Origin of the sequence: Streptomyces sp. NPDC050619 (assembly GCF_040654815.1) — a bacterium.
GTDB lineage: Bacteria > Actinomycetota > Actinomycetes > Streptomycetales > Streptomycetaceae > Streptomyces.
The window spans coordinates 1-17,242 of sequence record NZ_JBFAIR010000054.1; the positions used below are offsets into that span (position 1 = coordinate 1).

A 17,242-nucleotide genomic window follows, 5' to 3' on the forward strand; every position below is an offset into this window, starting at 1 on the left:
GCGGCCTGTGCCCGCAGGGCCTGCCGGCTCCGGCCGGCGAGCACCCAGGGCACCGTGCCGACGGGCCGGGCCGGGGCCGGGGCGTCGGCGGCGGGGGGTTCCTCCAGGATGACGTGGGCGTTGGTGCCGCTGATGCCGAAGGAGGAGACGCCGGCCCGGCGCGGGCTCCGGCCGCGTGGCCAGGGCTGTGCCTCGGTGAGCAGGCGTACGGCGCCGGAGTTCCAGTCGACGCGGCTGGAGGGGGCGTCGACGTGCAGGGTGGGCGGGAGCTGTTCGGCGCGCAGGGCCAGCACCGTCTTCATGACGCCGGCCGCGCCCGCCGCCGCCTGGGTGTGGCCGATGTTCGACTTGACCGAGCCGAGCCACAGCGGTTCCGCGCGGTCCCGGCCGTAGGTGGCCAGGAGCGCCTGCGCCTCGATCGGATCGCCGAGGCTCGTGCCGGTGCCGTGTGCCTCGACGGCGTCCACGTCGCCGGGCCGCAGACCGGCGGCGGTGAGGGCCTGCCGGATGACCCGCTGCTGGGAAGGTCCGTTGGGGGCGGTCAGTCCGTTGGACGCGCCGTCCTGGTTGACGGCGGAGCCGCGCACCACGGCGAGCACGGGGTGACCGGCGCGCCGGGCGTCGGAGAGCCGTTCCAGTACGAGGACGGCGGCGCCCTCCGACCAGCCGGTGCCGTCGGCACCCTCGGCGAAGGCCTTGCAGCGGCCGTCGGCGGACAGGGCGCGCTGCCTGGAGAACTCGACGAAGACGCCCGGCGTGGCCATCACGGTCACGCCTGAGGCGAGGGCGGTGCGGCACTCGCCCTGGCGGATGGCCTGCGCGGCCAGGTGCAGCGCGACCAGCGCGGAGGAGCAGGCGGTGTCGACGGTGAGGGCAGGACCCTCCAGGCCGAGCGCGTAGCTGACCCGGCCGGACAGGACACTCGCGGCGGAGCCGGTGGTGACGTAACCCTCGACGTCCTCGCCTGTGACGTGGGTGGTCTCGCGGTAGTCCTGGCCGTTGGTGCCCGCGAACACACCGGTGGCCGACCCCCTCAGCGACAGCGGGTCGATCCCGGAACGCTCCAGGGCCTCCCACGAAGTCTCCAGCAGCAGCCGCTGTTGCGGGTCCATGGCGAGTGCCTCGCGCGGGCTGATGCCGAACAACTCGGCATCGAAGTCCGCGGCGTCGTGCACGAATCCGCCGACGCGCGCGTATGTCGTACCGGAGTGGCCCGGGTCCGGGTGGTAGAGGCGCTCGACGTCCCAGCCGCGGTCCTCGGGAAACGGCGTCAGGGCGTCCGCACCGGAGGCGAGCAGGTCCCACAACTGGTCGGGGCTGGTCACTCCGCCGGGGAAGCGGCAGCCCATGCCGACGATGACCACCGGGTCGTCGTCGGTGCCGACGGGTTCGAGGGCCGGGCCGCCGCGCTCGATCTCGTCCGTGGTGACGCCGAGGACCTGGGAGCGCAGGAACGCGGCGAGCGCGGCCGGGGTGGGATGGTCGAAGACGAGTGTGGCGGGCAGGGACAGTCCGGTGGCCGCCGCGAGCCGGTGGCGCAGGGCGACTCCGGTCAGCGAGTCGAAGCCGAGGGCCTTGAAGGCACGGGCGGCGTCCACGGCGGCCCGGTCGGTGTGCCCCAGGGCGGCGGCGACCTGGTCGAGGACGAGGTCGAGCAACAGCCGGTCCTGCTCCGCGGCCGTACGGTCGCGTAGTTGGGCGCCGAGCGTGCCCCCTGCGGGCGCCACCGGCGCGGCGGTGGGCGGCGCGGCTTCGGGCAGGTCGGCGAGCAGGGGACGCGGGGTGTACGCGGCGGCGGCGAACCGCTGCCAGTCGATGTCGGCGACGGTCGTGCAGGTGACGCCCTCGTCGAGGGCGCGCTGCAGCACGTCGAGGGCACGGGCCGGTTCCAGGGGACGTATGCCCTGGCGGCGGAAGTGCCCGGCCACGGTCTCGTCGGCCGCCATACCGCCACCGCCCCACGGCCCCCAGGCGAGGGAGGTCGCGGGCAGTCCGGCGGCGCGGCGGTGCTCGGCGAGCGCGTCGAGACGGGCGTTGGCGGCGGCGTAGGCGGCCTGGCCGGCGTTGCCCAGTACTCCGGTGACGGACGAGAACAGGACGAAGGCGTCCAGCTCCCGGTCGCGCGTCAGGTCGTGCAGGTGCTGCGCGGCCTCGGCCTTCACCGCCACGACGCGGGCGAGACGCTCGGGGGTGAGCTCGGCGGCGAGCCCGTCGTCGAGGATGCCCGCGGCGTGTACGACGGCGGTCGGCTCGTGGGCGTCCAGGACGGACGCGACGGTCTCGCGGTCGGCCACGTCGCCCGCGACGAAGGTGACGGCGGTGCCCGACTCGCCCAGTTCCGCGGCTAGTTCGGCGGCACCCGGGGCGTCGGCGCCGCGCCGCGACATGAGGACGAGGTGTGCCGCGCCGCCGGTCGCGAGCCACCGGGAGAGGTGCCCGCCCAGGGAGCCGGTCGCCCCTGTGAGCAGGACGGTGCCGCGCGGACGCCAGGCCCGCGTAGGACGCGCCGAGCGGTCGTGCACCAGCCGGGCCGCGTGGATGCCCGTGGCACGTACGGCGAGCTGGTCCTCCCCCGCTCCCCCGGCGGCGAGGACGGCCACGACCCTCTGCCAGAGCCGGGGGCGCGGATCGTCCGGCAGGTCGATCAGTCCGCCCCACCGGTCGGGCTGTTCCAGCGCCACGACCCGGCCGAGTCCCCATACGGCGGCGTTCTCGTGGTGTGTGGGGCCGTCACCCTGGGATACGGCCATGGCGCCGAAGGTCACGCACCACAGCCGCGTCTTGGGGTGGGCCCGCGTCAGCGCGAGCACCTGCGCGGGTTCGGTGAGCAGGGACAGCACGCCCGCGAATGACGCGTCCGGCTCGGCGGCCGGTCCGGTCACGACTGTCACGTCGGCGCCGGCGGCCCGCAGAGCGCTCTCGGCCGCGTCGGCCAACTCGGTCGGAGTGTCCTCGTCGACCGCGAGCAGCCATGTCCCGTCCAGGGTTCCCGACGTGGGCGTACGGACCGGCCGCCAGGCGATCCGGTAGCGCAGACCGGCCAGCAGCGACTCCTCACGGCGCTTGCGACGCCAGCCGGCGAGCATCGGCAGCACGGCGTCGAGCGGGGCGGCGCTGTCCACGCCCAGCTCTCCGGCCAGCGAGTCGGCGTCGCCCTGGTCGACGAGGTCCCAGAATCCTCCGTCGGCGACGCCGTCGCTCTGCGCCCGGCGTCCGGGACGGGCGAGGTCGGGCAGCCAGTAGCGTCGGCGCTGGAAGGGATAGGTAGGCAGGTCGACGCGGCGGGCGCCGGTGCCCTCGAAGAAAGCCGCCCAGTCGATGTCGGCGCCTCGGACGAAGAGTTCGGCGACGGCACCCAGCAGCGTCTCCGCCTCGGGGCGCTCCTTGCGGAGGGTCGCGGCGGCCGGGACGTCACCGGCGAGCGCCGTCAGCACCGGGTCGGGGCCGATCTCCAGGAAGCGCCCGGCGCCCAGGTCACGGGCCGCGGTCAACGCCTCATGGAAGCGCACGGGCTTGACGATCTGCTCGGCCCAGTAGGTGGGCGTGGTCCAGTCCCCGTCCGCCAGCGCGGCGCCCGACGAGGTGCTGATGGCCGTCACGGTCGGCCGACGGTAGGTCACCTGCTCGGCAACCTCCGTGAACGCGGTCACCACCGGGTCCATCAGCGGCGAGTGGAACGCGTGTGACACCCGCAGCCGCGTCGCCCGCCGCCCCGCGTCCCGAGCCAGCTGCGCAACGGCGTCGACGGCGGTCTCCGTACCGGAAACCACCACGGCCGACGGCCCGTTGACAGCTGCGATGACCGCACCGTCGACCAGCCACGGGGCGACCTCGGCCTCGGAAGCCTCCAGCGCCGCCATCGCACCGCCCTCGGGCAACGCCTGCATCAACCGCGCCCGCGCCGCCACCAGCCGTACGGCATCGGCGAGTTCGAACACGCCGGCCGCATATGCGGCGGCGATCTCGCCCACCGAGTGCCCCAGCAGCAGCTCCGGCCGTATGCCCCAGGACCGCAGCAACTCCACCTGCGCGACTTGCAGGGCGAACAGCGACGACTGCGCGTAGCCGGTGCCGTCCTCCGGATCCTCGGCGAACAGCACCTCCTTCAGGGGCCGTGCGAAGCGGAGTTCGGCGTCGAGCAGCTCGCACACCCCGTCCAGCGCCGCCGCGAAAACCGGGAACGCCGCGTACAACTCCCGTCCCATGCCGGGCCGCTGGCTGCCCTGCCCCGTGAACATCCACGCCGTACGCCCCTCCGACACCGCACCGGTGACGACGGGGCCGGGGTGCAGGGCGACGGCGCGGTGTTCGAGGACGGCCCGGGTGGTGGCCAGGGACAGACCGATGTCGAGCGGGTCCGCGTCGAGTGCGGTCAGTCGGTCCAGCTGGTCGCGTAGCGCCTGCTCATCGCGCGCCGAGACCGCCCACGGCACGACGGGCAGGCACGTGACCGGTTCCTCGGTCGACTCCTCGGCTGCGGGTGCCTCTTCGAGGACGAGGTGGGCGTTGGTGCCGCTGATGCCGAAGGAGGAGATGCCGGCCCGGCGGGGGCGTTCCCCGCGCGGCCAGGGGCGTTCCTGCTGGAGCAGCCGCAGCGTGCCGGGCGACCAGTCGATGTACGCGGAGGGCTCGTCGGCGTGCAGGGTGCGCGGCAGCCGCTCCGCGCGCAGGGCCATGACCATCTTGATGACGCCGGCGACCCCCGCGGCTGCCTGGGTGTGGCCGATGTTGGACTTCAACGAACCCAGCCACAACGGCCGTTCGGCGTCCCGGCCCTGGCCGTACGTCGCCAGCAGGGCCTCGGCTTCGATCGGGTCACCCAGCCGTGTCCCCGTCCCGTGGGCCTCGACCACGTCCACATCCGAGGTGCCGAGCCCGGCACTGGCCAGCGCCGCACGGATCACCCGCTGCTGGGAGGGACCGCTGGGCGCCGTCAGACCGTTCGACGCGCCGTCCTGGTTCACCGCCGAACCACGCACCACCGCCAGCACCTGGTGCTCCCGGCGCACGGCGTCGGACAACCGCTCCACCAGCAGCACACCCACACCCTCGGCCCAACTGGTGCCGTCGGCGGAGTCCGAGAAGGCTTTGCTGCGGCCATCGGCGGCCATCCCGCGCTGCTGTGAGAACTCCACGAACATGCCGGGACTGGCCATCACGGCGGCACCGCCGGCCAGGGCGAGGTCGCACTCCCCCGACCGCAGGGACTGCGCGGCCAGATGAAGTGCGACCAGGGAGGAGGAGCAGGCCGTGTCGACGGTCACGGCCGGGCCCTCCAGTCCCAGCGCGTACGAGATCCGGCCGGACATGACGCTCGCCGTGGTGCCGGTGAGCCGGTAGCCCTCGTGGCCCTGGCCGGACTCGTGCAGCAGGGGGCCGTACTCCTGGGACATGGCGCCGACGAAGACGCCGGTGCGGGAACCGAGCAGCGAGGTCGCCGGAACCCCGGCCCGCTCCAAAGCCTCCCAGGAGGTTTCAAGGAGCAGCCGCTGCTGCGGGTCCATCGCCATCGCCTCACGCGGCGATATCCCGAAGAAGCCGGGATCGAACTCTCCCGCCTCATGCAGGAACCCGCCCTCACGGACATACGACCGGCCCACCACACCCGGCTCCGGGTCGAACAGACCCTCCACATCCCAACCCCGGTCCCCCGGGAACGGCGACACCGCGTCAACACCGGAAGCCACCAGATCCCACAACCCCTCCGGCGAACCCACGCCACCCGGAAAACGGCACGCCATCCCCACGATCGCGACGGCGTCGTCCGGGTCGGGGGCCGTCTGCTCGGGGCGAGCCGGAACGGGCGTGGCGGCGGCCTCCTCGACGGCGGCGGCACGGATCAGCCGGGCGACGGCCAGTGGGGTCGGGTGCTCGAAGACGAGGGTGGCGGACAGCCGCAGACCGGTCGCGGACCGCAGCCGGTTGCGCAGTTCGATGCCGTCGGCGGACTCGAAGCCCTGCTCCTTGAAGGTCTTCCCGGGGGTGATCGAGTCGGCGGAGGGCCTGCCCGCCACGGCGGCGGCGTGGACCCGCACCAGTTCGAGTACGAGGTCGAGCTGCTCTTCGGCGGAACGGCCCTGCAGTTCGCGGCTTAGCAGGGTCTCCTCGGTGTCGGGCGCGGTCCAGGTCCGCTCGTCGGCGTCCGTTGCGGACAGCCAGTAGGGGCGGCGCTGGAAGGCGTAGGTGGGCAGGTCGACGTTCTTCGCGCCGGTGCCGTCGAACAGAGCCGCCCAGTCGATGTCGGTGCCGCGTACGAAGAGTTCGGCGGCCGAAGTCAGGAACCGCTCCAGACCACCGTCGTCACGCCGCAGCGAGCCGGTGATCAGCGCGTCGACGCCGACACTGTCGGCGGTCTCCTCGACGCTCATGGTCAGTACCGGGTGCGCGCTGGACTCGACGAACGTACCGAAGCCGTCCTCGATGAGCTTCCGTACGGTCTGCTCGAAGCGGACCGGGTTGCGCAGGTTGCGATACCAGTACGCGGCGTCCAGGCTGTCGGCGAGCTCGCCGGTGACCGTGGAATAGAAGGGAACCTGCGGGCGGAGCGGGGTGACCGGGGCCAGCAAGTCCAGGAGTTCCGCCTCGATACGCTCCACGTGCGCGGAGTGCGAGGCGTAGCCCGCCGACACCTGACGGGCCCGGATGCCCTCCTCCCGGACTGCCTCCACGAACTCGACGATCGCGTCCGCGTCCCCGGCGATCACGGTGGCCGACGGGCCGTTGACCGCGGCGATCCCCAGACGCCCGCTCCAGGCCTGAAGCCGGTCCTCCATCTCGGCCGCAGGAAGAGCAATCGACGCCATGCCACCCAGACCGGCCAGCTCACGCCCGATCACCGCAGCCCGCAGCGCCACCACGCGGGCGGCGTCTTCAAGGGACAGGGCGCCCGACACAGCGGCGGCGGCGATCTCCCCCTGTGAGTGACCCATCACCGCATCCGGAACGACGCCCAGCGAACCCCACAACTCGGCCAGGGAGACCATCACCGCCCAGTTCACCGGCTGGACCACCTCCACCCGGTCCAACTCCCGCCCCTCACCGATGACTTCGACCACATCGAAGTCCACGAACGGAGCGAGAGCGTCAGCGCACTCCCGCAGCCGCGCCGCGAAGACCGGCGACGACTCCAGCAACCCGGCCCCCATACCGACCCACTGAGCCCCATGACCCGGAAACACCAACACCCGCCGACCGGAGGCGGACGCGATGCCGTGCACCGCGGAGCGTTCCAGGCGGGTCAGGAGTTCCTCGCGGTCGGCGGCCAGGACGACGGCCCGGTGGCCGAAGACCGTGCGGGAGGCGGCGAGGGTCCAGGCGATGTCCAGGAGGTCCGGCCCCGGGGCGTGTTCGATGTGGGCGCTGAGCCGTGCTGTCTGGTCGCGGAGGGCTTCGGCGGTGCGGCCGGAGACAACCACCGGCAGGACCGGGAGTCGATGAGCGGCGGGGGCCGGTTCGGTCTGCGGCGCCTGTTCCAGCACAAGGTGGGCGTTGGTGCCGCCCATGCCGAAGGAGGAGACGCCGGCGAGGCGGCGCTGTCCGGACGGTTCGTGCCAGGGCTCGAGTTCGGTCTGGACGCGCAGATTGAGTGCGTTGAGCGGGATGTCCGGGTTGGGGGTCTCGTAGTTGAGGCTGGGCGGCAGTTCACCCTCGCGGACGGCGAGCGCCGCCTTGAGCAGGCCGACGATGCCAGCGGCGCCTTCCAGATGGCCGACGTTGGTCTTGGCGGATCCGACGGCCAGCGGACCGGTGCCGGGGGCGCGGGCCGCGCCGAGTACGGCGCCGAGGGCTGCCGCCTCGACGGGGTCCCCGGCACGGGTGCCGGTGCCGTGGAGTTCGACGTAGCGGACCCGGCCGGCGGGGACTCCGGCGCGCTCGTACGCCTCGCTGAGCAGGGCCTGTTGGGCCGAACGGTCGGGGGTGGTGAGGCTGGGTCCGCCACCGTCGTTGTTGACGGCGCCGCCCTTGATGACGCAGTGCACCCGGTCGCCGTCGGCGAGGGCGCGGCCGAGCGGCTTGAGGACGACGGCCGCGCCGCCCTCGCCGCGTACGTAGCCGTTGGCGCGGGCGTCGAAGGTGTGGCAGCGGCCGTCCGGGGACAGGGCGCCCATCAGTTCCATGATGGTGGTGCTGTCCTCGGTGAGGACGAGGTTGACGCCACCGACGAGGGCGAGGTCGCTCTCGCCGCGCCGCAGGCTCTCGCAGGCGAGGTGGACGGCGACGAGCGCGGAGGACTGCGCGGTGTCGACGGCCATGCTCGGGCCGCGCAGGCCGAGGAGGTAGGAGAGACGGTTGGCGGTCATCGCCCGTTGCTGTCCGGCCGCGCTGTGGCCGCCGATGGTGACGGTGCGACGGGCCAGGGCAGCATAGTCGTCGGAGGCGATACCGACGTAGACGCCGGTGCGGGTGCCGTGCAGGCGGGCGGGGACGATGCCCGCGTCTTCGAGGGACTCCCAGCCGAGTTCGAGCACGAGGCGCTGCTGGGGGTCGGTGGCGGCGGCCTGGGCCGTGCTCATGCCAAAGAACTCCGCGTCGAATTCCGCATGGTTTTCCAGTGCGGCCCGCCAGGTGCCGTCGGACTGCCGGGTGACGGCGTGGCCGCCGGTGCGCAGAAGCCGTTGGAACTCCTCGACGTTGACGGCTCCGGGGAGTCGGCACGCCATCCCCACGACGGCTATGTCGTTGTCACCCACGTACTGCCCGGCGTTCTTCGGGGTCATTGATTCTCCATAGCCAGAGATACGAGCCAAACGGAAGGAGGCGGAATCGCTGCGGAGGGCAGAATTCCGGGCGGCGCTCGTCACCAGGTGACGGGCAGAGTGACCAGGGAGCGGACGAGCGTCTCGCGGTGCCAGGTGAGTTCGTCGGCGGGCACGGCCAGGCGCAGGCCGGGGAGCCGACTGGTCAGGGCCTCGAGTACGGTCTGGAGTTCGACGCGGGCCGGCGGGTCGCCGGGGCAGTAGTGCGGGCACTGGCCGAAGGCGATGTGCGGATTGGTCTCGCGGTCGAGGAGGACGGTGTCGGCGTTCTTGCAGACGTCCTCGTCGCGTTGGCGGCGGCGAGGAGCAAGCGACGGCCTCGCCGGCACGGAGGGTGACGCCGTTCGTAACGGGTCCGGTCCTGCGGCAGGGCCGGGACGTGGGAGGCGAGTTGGCCGACGGTGGTCTCGTGGCCGCCGATGAGCATGCCCCCCGGGTCCGCAGGATGCGGACCCGCTCCCGTCCGACCCGGGTGCTCCGCCCGGTGAGGAGCCAGGGGCGTGGGCTGCCCAGGAACGGGGCGGGTGGTCGAGGTGGAGCGAGCTTGATCAGACACGTTCTCTCCCACGGATGACTCGTCGCCACGTCTTCGGATTCCGGACCGGCCCTGGTGGGGGGCGCCTGGCCGGCGCCAGCCGGGAAAGTGGGGGGGGTGGCCTGATCCGTGCGCCTTTCGGGATCCATTATTCGGACGGAGGACTGGTGGAAACACAAGGAGATGGAGCGCGCGCCCGGATCATGACGACGCCGACGGGCCGATGGGGCCGCGTCGGCGTGGGCAGGATGTCAGGGGGTGGCCGTCACGTCTCGGCCAGGCCTTCCAGGTGGGCCACGACGACGTCGACGCCCGGCAGGGAGAGCATCTCCTTCTGGGCGCGCCGCGCCTCGTCGGTGACGGTCCGGTCGGCCAGCAGGCGACGGCAGGTCTCCAGCATGGGGTCGGCGCCACGAGCGGCGATGTGCTCGCCGAGTCCGAGGTCGGCGACACGCAGCGCGTTGTACTGCTGGTCGCCGAACATGGGCCGTACCGCCATGGGCACGCCGGCGCGCACGGCCTCGCGGACGCTGTTGTAGCCGCCATGGGTGACGAACACGTCGGCGTGTTCGAGCAGGAGTTGCTGCGGGAATCGGTCGACGACACGGAGGTGGGGCGCGGCCTTGGTGGTGTCGACGGGCATGCCGAGGGTGGAGACGACGGCCGCGCAGTCCAGCGCGGAGAGGGCCTCGACGACCGTGTCGAGGGGTTCGGCGGGGTCGTAGACGGGGATGGGGGCGCCGAACTCGCGGGCTTTGTCGAGGAATTCGAGGACGGTGCCGGGCAGTCCGGTGCCGAGGGAGGCGAGCACGAGGGGCCGGTCGGCGGGCAGTTCGGCGAACCAGTCGGGCAGGTGCTCGCCGCGGGTGACGGTGCGGGGCTGGCGGTAGGCGACGGCGTCGGGGGCGAGGGGGCGGGCGAAGGTGTAGGCGGCGGGCATGCAGTCGAGCCGCCCGTGCCGGTAGACGGCGACCGGGTCCTCGGACTCGGGCAGGCCGAGTTCGCGGCGCCGGTCGTTCAGCAGCGGGAGCAGCAGGGCCGGGTCGAGGAACTGGCCGGAACCGGAGGGCGCGGGCACGTGGGGCACGCCGAGGGTCTCCGCGACGAGGAGCGCGGCGAACTCGAAGCCGTCGCGCAGGATCACATGGGGGCGGAAGTCGCGGGCTATGGGCAGCAGCAGACCGTAGGCGTCGGCGAGCTGTGGGCCGCAGCCGAGAGTGGCCCACAGCTCGTGGGCGAAGCGGCTGAACTCCTTGGGGATGGGCAGCCTGCCCTCGAACATCAGCCGCATGCCCTGGGCGGTGATGTCGGTGTAGACGCCCTCGACGCGGGCCCGCTCTGCGGCGAGCACGGGCGCGAGTTTGCCGGCCGTGACGACGAGGACGTCGTGTCCGGCCTCGCCGAGGGCCCGCACGAGCGGCAGGCAGGCGCGCGCGTGGGAGGGCGAGCCGGTGATGCTGCACAGCACCCGCATGATGACGGAACACCTTTCTGTACGGCGGTCAGGGTCGGCTCTGTACGGCGGTCAGTCCGGCTCGACCGGGCTGGTGCCCGTGCCGTGCCAGGCGAGGCCGGCGGCGCTGAGGGCGGCCGGGTCGAGGTGGTTGCGGGTGTCGACGACGAACGGGCGGTGCAGGTCGGCCGCGACGCGGGGCCAGTCGAGCCCGCGGTAGTGCGGCCACTCGGTGCACAGGACCAGCCCGGAGGCGCCCTTGGCGGCCTGGTGGGGGTCGTCGACCACGGTGATGTCCGCGGGGAGTTCGGTGTGCCGGGTGACGGGGACCGCCGGGTCGTGGGCGGTGAGTTCGGCGCCGCGGCCGGCGAGTTCGGCGGCCAGGGCGAGAGCCGGTGAGTCGCGCAGGTCGTCGGTGCCGGCCTTGAAGGTGAGGCCGAGCAGCCCGATCCGCACGCCGGCGAGGGAGCCGTCGGCGTCGCCGCACAGCCGGGCGATCTTCTCGGCGAGCCGGGTCCGCTGGTGGGCGTTGGTGTCGATGGCCGCGCGCACGAGCGGGAAGTCCACGCCGAGGGCGTCGGCCGTGCCGAGCAGGGCGCGGGTGTCCTTGGGCAGGCAGGAGCCGCCCCACCCGGGTCCGGGGCGCAGGAACGCGCCGCCGATGCGGTGGTCCTGGCCGAGGGCCGCGGTGACGCGCCCGATGTCGGCGCCGGCCTGCTCGCACAGCTCGGCGAGGGTGTTGACGTAGGACAGCTTGACGGCGAGGAAGCAGTTCGCGGCGTACTTGACGACCTCGGCGCTGGCCGCGTCGGCGATGACGACGGGCGCGTCGACTCCGGCGTACAACTCGGCGACCTGGGCGGCGGCCCACGGGCTGTCGGAGCCGATCACGACCCGGTCGGGCTGGAGGAAGTCGCTGACGGAGGTGCCCTCGCGCAGGAACTCGGGGTTGCTGACCACACCGACGTCGGTGCGGCCGAGGGCGGCGGTGGCGCGGGCGGCGGTGCCGACGGGCACGGTCGACTTGGTGACCAGGACGCTGTCGGGTTCCAGCAGGGTGCGGATCTCCTCGACGACGGCGTCCATGGCTGTCAGGTCGGCGCGTCCGTCGGGACCGGTGGGGGTGCCGACGCAGATGAACACGGTGCGGGCGCCGCGTACGGCGTCGGCGGCGCCGACGACGAAACGGAGGCGGCCCGCGTCGAGTCCGGCGCGCACGAGCTCGGGCAGGCCCTCCTCCAGGATGCGCACGTCGCCGCGGTTGAGTTCCGCGACCTTCACCGGGTCCAGGTCGGCGCAGACCACCCGGTGTCCGAGCGACGCCAGGCAGGCACCGGCGGTGAGTCCCACATAGCCGGTGCCGATGACGGCGATGGTGTGGCGGTGCACGGCGGCCACCTCGTTTCTCGGTAATTTCGCTGCGGTCAGACGCCGATGAGCCGGGCGCTGATGGACGCCGCGGCACGGACGGCCAGGGCCACGCTGTACAGCGTCGGGTTGACGGCGGTGGCGGTGGGGATGACCCCGTTGCCGCCGACGTAGAGGTTGTCGAAGCCCCAGACGCGGCTGTCGGTGTCGCACACCGAGGTGCCGTCGTCGCCGGGGCCCATGCGCACGGTGCCCTGGTAGTGCTTGGAGCTGCCGGCGGGGAACAGCTCGGGTCGCTCCAGGAACTCGCCGCCGAGGGCCTCGGCGACGGCCTCCTGGTCCGCGCGGGCCTGTTCGGCGCCCGCGCGGTCGCGTTCGGTGAGGTCGTAGTGGACGGTCATGTCGGGCATGCCGTAGGCGTCGGCCTCGCTCGTGGAGAACTCGATGCGGTCCACGTCGCGGATCTCCTTGGCGCCGTACCAGACCATGCCGACGAACAGCGCCGGGTCGACGCTCTCCAGCGGTGACGTGTCGATGGTCATGACCTGGCCGTGGTTGCGACGGCCGGGGTCGGCGAAGGGCACCCAGAAGCGGCCGGTCTCCAGGTCGCGGATGTCGCCGCCGAACTCGACCGTGCCGCGGGCCGCGAGCCCGGCGGTGGGGCCGTCCTTGACGTGGATGGAACTGACGGTCTTGGGCTGGTCGTTGAGGTAGCGGCCGAGTGCGTCGGGGCGGATGCCGGAGGCCCACAGCAGCTGCGGGGTGCGCAGCGCGTCGGCGCAGACGGCGACTGCCGAGGCGCGGACGGCGAACTCGGCACCCGTCGGGAGGTGTTCGAGGAGGGCGCCGGTGACCTTGCGCCCGGAGAACAGCAGTCGCCGGCAGATGGTCTCGTCGGCGGTGCGGAAGCGTCCGTCGCCCGCGGTGGCGCCGGCGTGGGCGAGCGGGCCGAGGACGGTGTCGGGTCCGGCCCACAGGGGCCGGTTGCCCGGGCGGGGGGTGCAGGCGAGCGGCATGGTGCCGACGCCGCGGCCGACCGGGTAGTCGCCGTCGAAGAGCTGGCCGAGCGTCTTGAGGACGAGGTCGCCGGCCTGGGTGGCGGGGTAGGCGTCGCGGGTGACGCTCAGCAGGTGCTCGGCGACGGACAGGGCGGCGTCGAGGTCGTCGCCGGGCAGGAACGACAGCCGTTCGGTGTCCAGCGGGCGGGGGGCGGTGCAGGCCCAGTGCACGCCCATCCCGCCGACGTTGCTGGACATGACCGCGGCCGGCATGCCGGACTGCTCCGGCTCGTCGTCGCACCGCGGCCGCAGCAGATGGGTGCCGCGGTCCGCGTACTTCTTCACCAAGGCGCCGTCCTCGCCGGGCGCGGTCTCGGGATCGCGTCCCTGGGAACGGGCCTGGGCAGCGGCCCGTTCCGGTGCGGGCAGGTTGCCGAGGTGCAGCCCGGCCTGCCCGGTCAGGCGCGGCCCGAGGTCGGCCATCAGGATCCGGGCGTGCGGTACGGCGTCGTACACCCGGCGGGCGATGGCCGACCCCACAGGGCCGCTTCCGACGACGAGCAGGTCGACCGTCGGCGGAAGTTCGGGACAGCTCATGGTGGTGCGACTCTCCTTGTGTGGGGGTGCGGTGGGGGGTGGTGCGGCCGCCCGTCAGGTCACAGGGCCGCGCGGCTCGCGGCGTAGTACTGGCGGATCTGCTGCGCGAAGTCCGGGTTCATCTGGGCCTTGGCGAGGATCTCGGCGGGCGGGGTGTACTCGTCGTCGAGGACGTCGGCGAACTTGGTGAATCCGGCGCGCAGCTGGGCCTCGATGACGGCGGGCCAGGCGTTGGGGATCTTCCACTCGTCCTCGTAGCCCGTGGCGAGCAGGTGGGTCACGGCCGTCTCGACGACGTCGGTGCGGCTGTGGGCCTGGGTGGGCTTGCGGACGGGCTGGAACACGGACAGGTCGTGGCGGGTGTCGTCGCCGAGGATGCGGCGGGCCATCTCGTCGGCGAGCAGCGGCGACAGGTGCAGGCCGTCGCGGTAGGTACCGGTCATCATCCACAGGCCGTCGAGGCCCGTGCCGCCGACGAGCGGGAAGCCGTCGAAGGCGACGGGCCGGTTGCCGACCTGGATCTTCTCGATGCCGCTGGTGTCGAGGTCGCGGCGCAGCTGGCGCAGGGCACAGCCGAGCAGGAAGGTGGCGTCGCGGATGGACGGCACGTCGGCGGGCTCGGGCTCGACGGCGTTGGTGGCGCCGAGGTAGACGTGGCCCTGCCCGCGCGGCACGAGGTGCAGGCCGCAGGCGAAGGCGCGGTTGGGGGTGCGCAGCACGCTGGTGGGGCCGGGCACGTCGGGGTCGACGCGGGCGACGACGGAGACGCCGACTCCGGCGCACAGCCGCGGGATGCTGCCGTTGAGGGCGGGCACGGTGTCGAGGAGGGTCTGGGAGGCGGCGCCGGCGGCGAGGACGACCTGGCCGCCGGTGAGGGTGTCGCCGCTGGTGAGCCTGACGCCGGTGATGCGCTCGCCCTCGGTGACCAGGCTCTGGCCGAAGCCGTCGATGAGGGTGCCGCCGGCCTTCAGGAGCGCCGCCTGCAGCCGGGCCAGCAGACGACCGGCGTCGACGGCGTGCTCGCCGGGGATGAACATGCCCATCAGGGGCCGGGCCAGCGGGTCGGGGTCGAGCCAGCCGAGCTCGGCCGGGTCGATGTCCTCGTACGGCTCCTTGTAGTCGTCGAGGGTCTTGCGGATGGCGGCGTAGTTGGCGGAATCGATGCCGGGCACGCCCACGGAGTTCAGCAGCATCACGGTGCCGTCGGCGCAGCGCAGGTCGTCGCTCTCGCCGGTCTCCTCGGACAGCTGGTCCAGCCAGTCGTCCCACAGGCGGGTGGCCTGCACGCCGAGGTCGAGCTTGGCGCGGCCCTGCTCGCTGGCGACGAGGGTGGAGGTGACCTCGCCGAAGGTGCCGAGCATCGCGCCGGCGGCGGTGGAGGCGGCCCAGAGCCGGTCGGCGCGGCCGAGGACGGCCACCTTGGTGCCACGGCGGGCGAGGGTCAGGCCCAGGGACAGGCCGAGCACACCGTTGCCGACGACGAGGACCTCGAAGGTCCGGCCGGCCGGGTTGTCGCTGGTCATCTCATTCGTTCCCATCCTGTGAACCGCCGCGCCGGGCGCGGGGTGTGCGGGGTCGGTGTCGGGGTCGGCGGGTTCCGGCGGCTTCAGGCGGCCGGGGAGGTGCCGGCGCGTGGCAGTTCGCCCAGAACCTTGGCCACGGCGGTCGCGATGTCGTCGGCGTCCTGCCGGGTGCCGAGCAGGGCCTGGTGCGGGATCAGCACGCCGTCGCGGCTGACGCGTTCGGCGTTGGGGCAGCGCTCGGCGAGTTCTTCGGGCCCGATGTCGCGGGTGGCGCCGGTCCAGAAGGCGTCGGTGCGGTGCAGGGCCTGGTGGCTGCCGAAGGCGGGGATGCCTTCCATCAGCAGCGCGAGGGCGACGGTGTCGCGGTCGAGCCCGCCGAGTTCGTCCTGGTCGAGGACGAGCGTGGTCATGTAGTGCGGGGTGCTGGTGCAGCGTGGGTCGCGGCCCTGGAGGCGGATGCCGGGGATCTCGCCGAGTGCGGCGGCCAGTTCGGTGTAGCGGGCGCAGCGGCGGGCGTTCTGGTCGGCGAACCGGGCGAGTTGGGCGCGCAGCAGGGCGGCGGTGAGTTCGGAGACGCGGAAGTTGGAGGCGGCGCTGGCGAGGTGCAGTTCGCGGGTGCGGCCGCAGTTGTGCCGTACCCAGGCCTCCTCGTAGGTGTCCTCGTCGGGCAGCAGCAGGGCGCCGCCCTCCCCCGCGGTGATCACCTTGGTGCTCTGGAAGGAGAAGGTGGCGATCGAGCCGAGCGCACCGAGGCCCTTGCCGTGCCAGGTCGCGCCGTGGGCCTGGGCCGCGTCCTGGACCACCGTGACGCCGCGTGCCTCGGCCCAGGCGGTGATGGCGTCCATGTCGGCGACGTGGCCGCCGATGTGGACGGGGATCACCGCGCGGGTGCGGTCGGTCACGGCGTCGTCGAGGGCGGCCGGGTCGAGGCAGAGGGTGTCGGAGGTGATGTCGACAGGCACCGGGACGCCGCCGCGTCGCTGGACGGCGGTGGAGGTGGCGACGAAGGTGTAGGCGGGGACGATCACCTCGTCGCCGGGCTCGATGCCGGCGAGTTCCAGGGCGAGTTCGAGGGCGTGGGAGCCGTTGGTGACGGCGAGCGCGGCCGGCGCCTGGCCGAACTCGGCGAACTCACGCTCGAACGCCTGGACCTCCTTGCCGCCGTGCCGCCCCCATTCGCCCTGCTGGAGGGCGCGGGCGAGGGCGAGGTTCTCGGTCTCGTCGTACTCGGGCCAGCGCGGGAAGGGTTGTGTCCGCACCTTGGGCCCGCCGTTCAAGGCCAGCATGGCCTCTCCTTGTCGGAGTGTTCGCCGCGGGGGCGGGGGCGGGTCAGCCGGCGTAGGTGCCGAACGCGGTGCGGGTGCCGTACGGGTCGAGTTCCATGGCGAGCCCGCACTCGTCCTCCCAGCGTTTGGTGATCTCCACGCCCTCGGAGCGTTGGACGTCGTCGAGCATCACGCTGGCGCCGGGGGCGAGGTGGTCCTTCAGGACGGGTACGGCCGGGTAGCGGGCCATCTTGCGGCCCTGTTCCCAGCCGGGCGGACCGTCGACGAGCAGCAGGTCGATCGGGCCGTGCTTGTCGGTGAAGGCGCCGACCTCGTCGGTGACGGTCCGCGGCTCGTACCAGTCGACGCTCTTGACCGCGGCCGGGTGCTCGGCGAGCGGGGCGTGCACGACGCGGGCGATCTCGCTCAGGCCCTCCTGCGCCAGCTGGTTGTTCACCCACCGGGTCCATTTCTCGTCGTGTTCGAGGGAGAGCATGTTGCCGTACCCGCGCTGGGCGAGGTATCGGGCGACGAGGATCGTGGAGGTGCCGCTGCCGCACTCGACGAGGACCTTGCGGTCGCCGAGGGCGATGTCGTCGAGCAGCTTGATCAGTGCACCGGGTCGCAGCGACCACACGGAGAACGGCAGGTACGGGCCGTTCAGCAGCGGGGCGAGCCGGATCCATGAGGCGAGGTCGTAGAACGCCCGGATGAACTGCGTGTCCATCTGCCTGCTCCTGTCTGTAT

Annotated in this window: 8 protein-coding genes; all 8 read right to left on the minus strand. The window is 73.0% G+C overall.

The window, feature by feature from the left end; genetic code table 11:
• On the minus strand, positions 1-8,717 hold an 8,717-nt coding region (locus tag AB0I77_RS48570; protein ID WP_363289396.1), incomplete at its 3' end, for a type I polyketide synthase.
• An 80-nt stretch (positions 8,718-8,797) separates the two neighbouring features.
• Entirely contained in the window at positions 8,798-9,085 is a 288-nt protein-coding gene (locus AB0I77_RS48575; RefSeq protein WP_363289397.1) for a hypothetical protein, read from the minus strand.
• Between the two features lie 471 nt (positions 9,086-9,556).
• The gene (locus AB0I77_RS48580; protein WP_363289398.1) at positions 9,557-10,765 is read right to left on the minus strand and encodes a glycosyltransferase; all 1,209 of its coding nucleotides are present in this window, start codon (positions 10,763-10,765) and stop codon (positions 9,557-9,559) included.
• 51 nt (positions 10,766-10,816) lie between these two features.
• Positions 10,817-12,133 (minus strand): UDP-glucose/GDP-mannose dehydrogenase family protein, encoded by a 1,317-nt coding sequence (locus tag AB0I77_RS48585; RefSeq protein WP_363289399.1) that lies wholly within the window; start codon positions 12,131-12,133, stop codon positions 10,817-10,819.
• Between the two features lie 35 nt (positions 12,134-12,168).
• Positions 12,169-13,707, minus strand: coding sequence for a GMC oxidoreductase (locus AB0I77_RS48590; protein ID WP_363289400.1), 1,539 nt, complete (start codon positions 13,705-13,707; stop codon positions 12,169-12,171).
• Between the two features lie 59 nt (positions 13,708-13,766).
• Positions 13,767-15,230, minus strand: a complete 1,464-nt coding sequence (locus AB0I77_RS48595) for an FAD-dependent oxidoreductase (RefSeq protein WP_363289401.1) — start codon at positions 15,228-15,230, stop codon at positions 13,767-13,769.
• Positions 15,231-15,313: 83 nt separating this feature from the next.
• Positions 15,314-16,516, minus strand: a complete 1,203-nt coding sequence (locus tag AB0I77_RS48600) for a DegT/DnrJ/EryC1/StrS family aminotransferase (RefSeq protein WP_363289402.1) — start codon at positions 16,514-16,516, stop codon at positions 15,314-15,316.
• 43 nt (positions 16,517-16,559) lie between these two features.
• The gene (locus AB0I77_RS48605; RefSeq protein ID WP_363289403.1) at positions 16,560-17,222 is read right to left on the minus strand and encodes a class I SAM-dependent methyltransferase; all 663 of its coding nucleotides are present in this window, start codon (positions 17,220-17,222) and stop codon (positions 16,560-16,562) included.
• Between the last annotated feature and the right edge of the window lie 20 nt (positions 17,223-17,242).